5 protein-coding genes are annotated in these 7,458 nt (G+C 67.7%); 2 read left to right on the forward strand and 3 right to left on the reverse strand.

Annotated elements, in window-relative coordinates:
- Positions 1–836 precede the first annotated feature (836 nt).
- Complete coding sequence (locus AU072_RS21750) at positions 837–2,753, forward strand: glycoside hydrolase family 2 protein (RefSeq protein WP_064415702.1); 1,917 nt, start codon at positions 837–839, stop codon at positions 2,751–2,753.
- A gap of 1 nt (position 2,754) precedes the next feature.
- Here the strand turns inward: AU072_RS21750 and AU072_RS21755 are convergent, their stop codons facing one another.
- The 3 genes from AU072_RS21755 to AU072_RS21765 are packed head-to-tail and all read right to left on the reverse strand — an operon-like array spanning position 2,755 to position 6,833.
- Positions 2,755–3,612: a pseudouridine synthase gene (locus AU072_RS21755; protein WP_064415703.1), complete on the reverse strand. Its 858-nt coding sequence runs from the start codon at positions 3,610–3,612 to the stop codon at positions 2,755–2,757.
- 10 nt (positions 3,613–3,622) lie between these two features.
- The gene (gene glpD / locus AU072_RS21760; RefSeq protein WP_064415700.1) at positions 3,623–5,362 is read right to left on the reverse strand and encodes a glycerol-3-phosphate dehydrogenase; all 1,740 of its coding nucleotides are present in this window, start codon (positions 5,360–5,362) and stop codon (positions 3,623–3,625) included.
- Positions 5,363–5,417: 55 nt separating this feature from the next.
- Positions 5,418–6,833: an NAD(P)H-quinone dehydrogenase gene (locus AU072_RS21765; RefSeq protein ID WP_064415701.1), complete on the reverse strand. Its 1,416-nt coding sequence runs from the start codon at positions 6,831–6,833 to the stop codon at positions 5,418–5,420.
- Positions 6,834–6,898: 65 nt separating this feature from the next.
- Between AU072_RS21765 and AU072_RS21770 the strand changes: the two genes are divergently transcribed.
- On the forward strand, positions 6,899–7,372 hold the full coding sequence (locus AU072_RS21770) for a gamma-glutamylcyclotransferase family protein (RefSeq protein WP_064345760.1): 474 nt from the start codon (positions 6,899–6,901) through the stop codon (positions 7,370–7,372).
- Positions 7,373–7,458 lie beyond the last annotated feature (86 nt).

Below are 7,458 nucleotides of genomic sequence, written 5' to 3' on the forward strand. Positions count from 1 at the left end.
CGGCGGTGGCGGCGGTGGCCACTCGTTGAGATACGAGAGCGGGTCGGCACACCCGGTCACGTCGACGAACCTGCCGCCGACCGAACCGCAGAGCGTCGCCTCGGCGCTCGGCGGGTTCACGGTCACCAATCCCCCGGCGAACAAGGCCGCAGCAGCGCACAGCACTACCTTGCGCACATCTCCTCCCTCCGGCGACGTACCGAGCGCCGTCGCCCGACCCGATTGTGGCAGTGACGCACGCGTCAGGGGGCCGAATGCGCGATCGGCGAGTCGCCGTAACGAACCCCGTAACGAACCCCTCAGCGTCTTCGATGTCCACTGCGATGCCCGAACCATTCCTTCCTGTATGGTGGCCGCATCCGGCGCCAACAGGATCCTCAGCCGTACCTCTAGTTCCTCTACCCACCGTTTGCTCAAGCGCGGCTTCTCCGCTGGGCGCAGCGCGATGACGGCGGTGTTCGAGAACGCCGTTCACGACCGCGCGCATCCGCGACGGCTATGGCGACGGCAACCGGGCAATGCTAAGCTGGACGAGCGTACAGAATTTGCACATACGCTGCGGCACAACCACTCTCGCGCATCAACCCGTCCTTGATCGACTTTTTGGTCAATACGCCGATGCCTGAAACAACGCATTCGTTCCGCATGCCGATGCAAAGCATAGGGAAACACCTGATTCCTCGCGACCTACCGCTGGCTAGGTTTGCCATGGCGTCCGGTGCGCCGCACCCGAACCGCATGTCGTCGATGGTTTCCAGCAGGGGGGACTAGCAGTCGTGGCCGTGAACACCGAGCTGTCGAACAACCGGCACCGTGTGCGCAAGATACTCAGCCGGATGACGGCCCTACCCCTCGCCCTGGCGGCGGGCTTCGCGATCTGTGCGGCCCCGGCGAACGCGGCCGAGGCGTGGCAGCGGGAGAGCCCGCCGCTGTCGACGCCGTGGACCCATCTCGTCGGACCCAACAACGCCCTGCCGGAGTATCCCCGTCCGCAGATGACGCGGGCGCGGTGGCTGAACCTGAACGGGGTGTGGGCCTACACGGGCCGTTCGCAGGACACCGCGGTGACGACACCGCCGTTCGCCAAGGAGTTCGACGAGAAGATCCTGGTCCCCTACCCCACGGAGTCGGCGCTGTCGGGGATCAAGCGTCATGACGACCAGATGTGGTACCGCAAGAATTTTCAGCTGCCCGGCACCTGGCGCGGACAGCGGGTGCTGCTGCACTTCGGCGCGGTCGATCAGACCGCGACGGTGTGGGTCAACAACAAACGCGTCGCCCACCACGAGGGCGGTTTCACCGCGTTCAGCGCGGATATCACCGATGCGCTGCGCTGGACGGGCACCCAGGAGATCGTCGTGCGCGCCGAGGACCGCAACGAAGCCGCACCGTTCGCCGTCGGCAAGCAGCGCAACGATCCCGGGGGGCTCTTCTACACCGGTGCGTCCGGCATCTGGCAGACCGTGTGGATGGAACCCGTGCGCGCCGCACACGTCGAGAAGCTCGACGTCACGGCGGATTTGACGGGTTTCACCGTCACCACGCGCTCCACCGGGACAACCGACGAACGCGCCGAGGTGATCGTGTCGGCACCCGACGGTCCGACGCTGGCCCGCAACCACGGGGAACCGGGCAAGCCGGTGCGTGTGCGGGTTCCCGACCCACGCCTGTGGACACCGGACGACCCGTACCTCTACGACCTGACGGTGCGGCTGGTCACGCCCGAGGGCAAGGTCGTCGACGAGGTTGCCAGCTACGGCGGTCTGCGCACCATCAGCACGGTCACCGACCCGCAGGGCCGGCCGCGAATCGCGTTGAACGACAAGATCACGTTCCTGCACGGCCCGCTGGACCAGGGTTACTGGCCCGACGGCATCTTCACCGCTCCCACCGACGACGCGCTGAAGTTCGACCTGGAACGAACCAAGGCGCTCGGCATGAACTTCGTGCGCAAGCACGCCAAGGTCGAACCGGCGCGCTGGTATTACTGGGCGGACAAGCTCGGGTTGATGGTGTGGCAGGACATGCCGTCGCTGGATGTGTCCCTCGACATTCCGGTCGGCCCGGCGCCGGACCCGTCGCCGCAGGCGAAGGCCAACTTCGAACGCGAACTCGTCGAGATGATCGACCAGTTGCGAAGCGTCACTTCGATCGTCGGCTGGGTTCCGTTCAACGAGGGGTGGGGCGAGTTCGACACCGCGCGGATCGCGGGAGTGGCCAAGGCCGCCGACCCGACCCGGATGGTGAACGCCAACAGCGGGGTCAACTGCTGCAAGTCCAGGCCGGACAGCAGGGCCGGCGACGTCTACGACGACCACACCTACGTCGGTCCGGGCCGCCCGGTCCTTCACGACAATCCGGCGACCCCGCGCGACGAGCGAACGATGCTCGGCAACCGTCCGATTCCGCTCGAACACCGGGTGGTGGTGAACGGCGAGTACGGCGGGCTGGGGTTGGTCCCCCACGGCAACCGCTGGCCGGGCAGACCGCAGGCCTACGAGATGACCGACAGCCGAGCACGATTGACCGAACGCTACGTCCAGGTGAGCCGCGCGCTGGAAGACGAGGTCCGCAAGGGCGGCCTGTCCGGGGCGATCTACACCCAGACCACCGACGTCGAAAACGAGGTCAACGGGTACATGACCTACGACCGCTGGCTGGTCAAGATGTCGCTGCGAACGGTCGCCGAACGCAACCGCGCCGTGATCGCCGCGGGCGCCAAGGTGAACGAGCCGGTGGAGCAGCGTCGCTGAGTCACAGGCAACGGGTGCTCATGAAGGCGCGTCGACGTCTGCTGAGCGGGTCGGTGAACTCGAGGCGTTGCGCCAGCAGCTGCAGCGGCCGCGAGAAGTCGTCGGGTGCAACGTCGGTCACCGCCGGGTACAGCGGGTCGTTGACGATCGGCAGGCCCAGCGATGCCATGTGCACCCGCAGCTGATGCGTGCGCCCCGTATGCGGCGTCAGCCGGTACAGCCCGTCACCGTGGTGCTCGACCACAGTCTCGGCGTTCGGCTCGCCCGGCTCGTCGACCGCCTGTAGTTGCCCGCGCCGCTTGACAATTCGACTCCACACCACCCGCGGAAACCGCAGTGTCGGATCAAGCCCGGCCCGCGCCAGATACGTCTTGCGCACCTCGCCTCGCGCGAACATGGTCTGGTACGCGCCGCGCAACTCGCGGCGGGTCGTGAACAACAGCACGCCTGCGGTCAGCCGGTCCAACCGATGTGCAGGCGACAACTCCGGCAGGTCCAGTTCGCGGCGCAGCCGCACCAGCGCCGTCTGCGCGACGTGGCGGCCGCGCGGCATCGTCGCCAGGAAGTGCGGTTTGTCGACCACCACGATGTCGTCGTCGCGGTGCAGCACAGGAATGTCGAACGGCACCGCAACCTCGTCGCGCAGTTCGCGGTACAGGTACACGAACGCGCCGGGCGGCAGCACGGTCCCGGCGGTCACGACGTCGCCGTCGGCGGTCACCACCTCGCCCGCAAGCACTTTGGCCGCGGCCGCCTCGCCGAACCGGTCCGCCAGCTCGACCAGCACGGCACCGCCACGCAACCGCACCCGCGCCGGGCCCAGCCCGTCGCGAACGGGCAGCGGCGCCGGGCGCCTCAAGGCCCGCACCTCAAGTGAGGGGGACGGGTTCGAGGATCTCGGCGCGTGCTTCGGGCGCTGCCGCCCGCAATGCGTCGGCCGACTCGTCGTCGGGTTCCTGCTGCGAGCGGATCTCCGCGTCCACCCGGGCCAGATAGGTCTTGACCTCGCGGTCGATGTCCTCGTCGCTCCAACCCAGAACCGGCGCAACCACTTCGGCGACCTCACGCGCGCAGTCCACACCGCGGTGCGGATACTCGATCGAGATCCTCATCCGCCGGGCCAGGATGTCCTCCAGATGCAACGCACCTTCGGCGGCCGCAGCGTAGAAGGCCTCGACCTTCAGGTAGACGGGCGCCTCGGTGATGGGGGTCAGCAGTTCGGGATCACCCTCGGCCATTTGCAGCACCTCGCCGATCAGCGAGCCGTACCGGTCCAGCAGGTGGCGCACCCGGTACGGATGCAGGTCGTAATGCTTTCCGACGCTTTGAGTCTGGTTGATCAGCGCGAAGTAGCCGTCGGCGCCCATCAGGGGAACCTTCTCGGTGATCGACCGCGCCACCCGCGCCGGGATGTACTCGGCCGCAGCGTCGATGGCGTCCTCGGCCATCACCCGGTATGTCGTGTACTTGCCCCCCGCGATCGCGACCAGTCCCGGAGCGGGCACCGCGACGGCATGCTCACGCGACAGCTTCGAGGTCTCCTCGCTCTCGCCGGCCAGCAGCGGTCGCAGCCCGGCGTATACGCCGTCGATGTCGTCGTGGGTCAGCGGCGTCGCCAACACCGTGTTGACGGTTTCGAGCAGGTAGTCGATGTCGACCTTGGTGGCCGCCGGGTGCGCAAGGTCCAGATTCCAGTCGGTGTCGGTGGTCCCGATGATCCAGTGCGTACCCCACGGAATCACGAACAGCACCGACTTCTCGGTGCGCAGGATGATCGCCACCTCGCTGACGATCCGATCGCGCGGCACCACGATGTGCACACCCTTGGAGGCGCGCACCCGAAATCGCCCGCGCTGCTTGGACAACGCCTGGATCTCGTCGGTCCAGACACCGGTGGCGTTCACGACGACGTGCCCGTGCACCTCGGTCACTGCGCCGTTCTCGGAGTCGCGGACCTCGACCCCGGTGACGCGGTCGCCTTCCCGGAGCAACGCGACCACCTGCGTCGACGTGCGCACCACGGCGCCGTAGTGCGCGGCCGTGCGGGCCACGGTCATCGTGTGGCGCGCGTCGTCGACCACGGTGTCGTAATAGCGGATGCCGCCGATCAACGACGACCGCTTGAGTCCCGGCGCCAGCCGCAACGCTGAAGACTTGGTCAGATGCTTCTGCGCCGGGACCGATTTCGCGCCGCCGAGCCGGTCGTAGAGGAAGATGCCCGCGGCGATGTACGGACGCTCCCACCACCGATTGGTCAGCGGAAACAGAAACGGCAACGGCTTGACCAGATGCGGCGCCAACGTCGTCAGCGACAACTCGCGTTCGTGCAACGCCTCGCGCACCAACCCGAACTCCAACTGCTCGAGATAGCGCAGCCCGCCGTGGAACATCTTCGACGACCGGCTCGATGTGCCCGAGGCGAAGTCGCGCGCCTCCACGAGCGCGACCTTCAGACCCCGCGTGGCCGCATCCAGTGCCGCGCCCGCGCCGACGACTCCCCCGCCGATCACGACGACGTCGAACTGCTCGCTGCCGAGCCGTTCCCAGGCCTCGGCCCGCTGCTGGGGACCCAGCAGCGTCTGCCCGTTCGCCGGGATCGGGTCGGTCACCGGAACGGCTCCTCGTTACTCGTCGGTACGTGCGCGCATCCCAGGCTACGTGGAACTAGTCCAGATCGTCGTGCGCCATCAGGCGGCGGCCCGCTTCGGTGATCGAACCCGACAGCGACGGGTAGACCGAGAACGTCTGCGCCAGATCCTCGACGTCGTTGCCGTTCTGCACGGCCAGCGCGATCGGCATGATCAGCTCCGACGCGATCGGGGCGACCACCACACCGCCAATCACCACTCCCGTCGCCGGGCGGCAGAAGATCTTGACGAAACCGCGCCGCAGGCTCGACATCTTGGCGCGGGCGTTGGTGTGGAGCGGCAGCGTGATCGTTCGCGCGGCCACCGACCCGTCGTCGATCTTGGACTGCGGCACCCCCACCGCGGCGATCTCGGGCCGGGTGAACACCGCCGCGGCGACCGTCCGCAACCGGATCGGTTCGAGCCCCTCGCCCAGCACGTGGTACATCGCGATGCGCCCCTGCATGGCGGCCACGGAGGCCAGCAGCATCAGGCCGGTGCAGTCACCGGCGGCGTAGATGCCGGGCACCCCGGTGCGCGACACCCGGTCGACCTTCAGGTAGTCGCCTTGACCGAGTTCGATGCCGACCCGTTCGAGGCCCAGGCCGCTGGTGTTGGGCACCGACCCGACCGTCATCAGCGCGTGGCTGCCCTCCACGGTGCGGCCGTCGGTCATCGTGACCAGCACACCGGAGCCGTTACGCGTGACTGACTTGGCACGCGCGTTCTTGACCAAGGTCACCCCGCGGTCGCTCAGCGCGTCCTCGAGCACCGCGGCGGCGTCGGAGTCCTCGTGCGGCAGGATCTGGTCGCGGCTGGCCACCACCGTCACCTTGACCCCGAGTTCGGTGTAGGCGTTGACGAACTCCGCGCCGGTGACACCGGAGCCGACGACGACGAGGTGCTCGGGCAGGTCTTCGAGGTCGTAGAGCTGGCGCCAGTTGAGGATGCGTTCGCCGTCGGGTTCGGCGCCGGACAGTACGCGGGGGCTGGCGCCGGTGGCGATCAGCACGACGTCGGCCCTGATCGTGCTGACGGCGCCGTCGGGCTCGGTCACCTTGACCGTGTGCGTGGCCATCCCGGGCATGTCGTCGACGAGTTCACCGCGGCCGGCGATCAACGTGACGCCGTCGTTGCGCAGCCGTTCGGCGATGTCGGCCGACTGCGCGGCGGCCAGCCTCTTGACCCGCTGGTTGATCTTGGACAGCGAGATCTCGGCGTCGGAGAACTCCAGCGCATAGCCGAGATCGGGGGCGCGGCGCAGTTCGGTGCGCACACCCGTGGACGCGATGAACGTCTTGGACGGGACGCAGTCCCACAGCACGCAGGCGCCGCCGATGCCGTCGGAGTCGACGACGGTGACCTCGGCAACCTCGGGTCCACGGGCCGCGGCGACCAGTGCCGCCTCATAGCCGGCGGGCCCGCCGCCGATGATCACGATGCGGGTTGCCACGCCCCCAACCTAACGAAGCGGGAGGTCGATCGCCCACGCGGCGCGCGAACGCTTAGTCTTTCTGGGTGCCGCTCTACGCCGCCTACGGATCGAACATGCATCCGGAGCAGATGTTGCAGCGCGCACCTCATTCTCCGATGGCGGGAACGGGCTGGCTGTACGGCTGGCGTCTGACGTTCGGCGGGGAGGACATCGGCTGGGAGGGTGCGCTCGCCACCGTCGTCGAGGATCCGACGTCGAAGGTCTTCGTCGTGCTCTACGACATGACCAAGGACGACGAGGCCAACCTGGATCGCTGGGAGGGCTCGGAACTCGGTTTCCACAAGAAGATCCGCTGCCGGGTGCACCGTATCTCGTCGGACACCGACTTCGAGCCCGTGCTCGCCTGGCTGTACGTGGTCGACGCGTGGGAGGGTGGCCTGCCGTCGGCGCGCTATCTCGGGGTGATGGCCGACGCCGCCGAAATCGCGGGTGCGCCAGCCGAGTACGTGCACCATCTGCGCACCCGACCCGCACTCAACATCGGACCGGGCTCCTAGCTCTTTTGCCGCGAGCGACCGTAGTAAGAGAGCTATGTCGCGTGTTTTCGAGGATTTTGAAGAGGTTGAAGACGTCCTCCTGATGC

The organism is Mycolicibacterium novocastrense (genome assembly GCF_001499835.1).
GTDB lineage: Bacteria > Actinomycetota > Actinomycetes > Mycobacteriales > Mycobacteriaceae > Mycobacterium > Mycobacterium novocastrense.